Annotated in this window: 1 protein-coding gene; it reads right to left on the reverse strand. The window is 58.6% G+C overall.

The features are described from left to right. Window positions 1–1,203 (reverse strand): phosphopantetheine-binding protein (locus tag B0O95_RS16855; RefSeq protein ID WP_233203461.1); only part of this gene is annotated, 1,203 nt, incomplete at its 3' end. Window positions 1,204–1,266 lie beyond the last annotated feature (63 nt).

Below are 1,266 nucleotides of genomic sequence, written 5' to 3' on the forward strand. Positions count from 1 at the left end.
CGGTGTGATCTCAGGCAATGCGTTGACTTGCTGGTTCAACTGCGCACTCACCGCCGCCGCGAACGCCGCCAGCGTCGGCGACGCGAATAAGCTTGTTAGCGGCATCTCAGCACCCAGCGCCCTGACCCGGTTCATCAAACGCACCGCCAGCAGCGAATGGCCACCCAGAGCAAAGAAGCTGTCATGCCGGCCCACACGCTCGTTGCCCAATAGCTCCGCCCAGATCGTCGCTAGCGTGGCCTCTAACTCACCTTGCGGCGCTTCATACGCCTGATGCGCGAGCGCGTCGTCATCCGGTGCGGGTAACGCACGACGATCGAGCTTGCCGTTGGGCGTCAGGGGCAACGCATCCAGTCGCACGAACGCGGCCGGCACCATGTAATCAGGCAGTTGTGTCGCCACATAGCGGCGAATGTCTGCAAAGGGATCGAAGCTAGCCGGTTGATTAGCGTAGCTGAACGGTGACGGCTGGTCGTTGTTGGCGGGCCCAAGGTACACATCGGTGGGCATCGCTTGCGCCATCTCACTGGCTTGCACGAACACGACGTCCATGCAAGCATGGGCATCATGTTCTGACCAAGTGATGCCAACCCAATATCCGTGTGACTCTCCCAGAGCGTAAAATGCCTCGGGCGCCAATCCGATCGTTTGCGCGTCGCCGGTGATGAACTGACGCTGAATCAGGCCGATATCATCGCTATGCTCAAGCGCCTGCATCGCTTCTATCTCCAGCGCTAGCCTTGCATTAGGCACACCCGTGATGCGCAGCTGAGCGGGACGCTCTGTGGCAAGCAATGTCTGTAGCGCTTCGATCTCAACGATGCCTCGTCCCCAACGCCACTGTGGCGCTTGGGCGAGCGACAATGTGTTGACGGGTCCTTTGCGCAGCACCACGTCGTAGCGATAGCGGCTCAATTCATTATGGTAGTCACTGCGCTTAAGTTGAATATCAACCGCCGCAATCGTGTCGATCCTGTCTGGCAGTGCGCTGAAGAAGGCTGGTGCTAGCAGCAGCTCTTTTTCGGCAAGCAGCGCTTGCTGGATACGCCGGTTTAAGCTAGACCTGTCATCGGTCGCAGGGTCGGCTTGGTGCAACTGCACCGCGGTGGTGAAACAGTTCAGCAGGTTAAGATTGCGCACGTCACCGATGAAAACACGTCCACCGGGCACCAGCAGGTCCATCGCTTGGCGGACCACCTCCATTAAGTAGTTGGCACTGGGGAAATATTGCACCACCGAGTTGATCACGATGGTATCGAAATACCC

The organism is Mycetohabitans endofungorum (genome assembly GCF_002927045.1).
GTDB lineage: Bacteria > Pseudomonadota > Gammaproteobacteria > Burkholderiales > Burkholderiaceae > Mycetohabitans > Mycetohabitans endofungorum.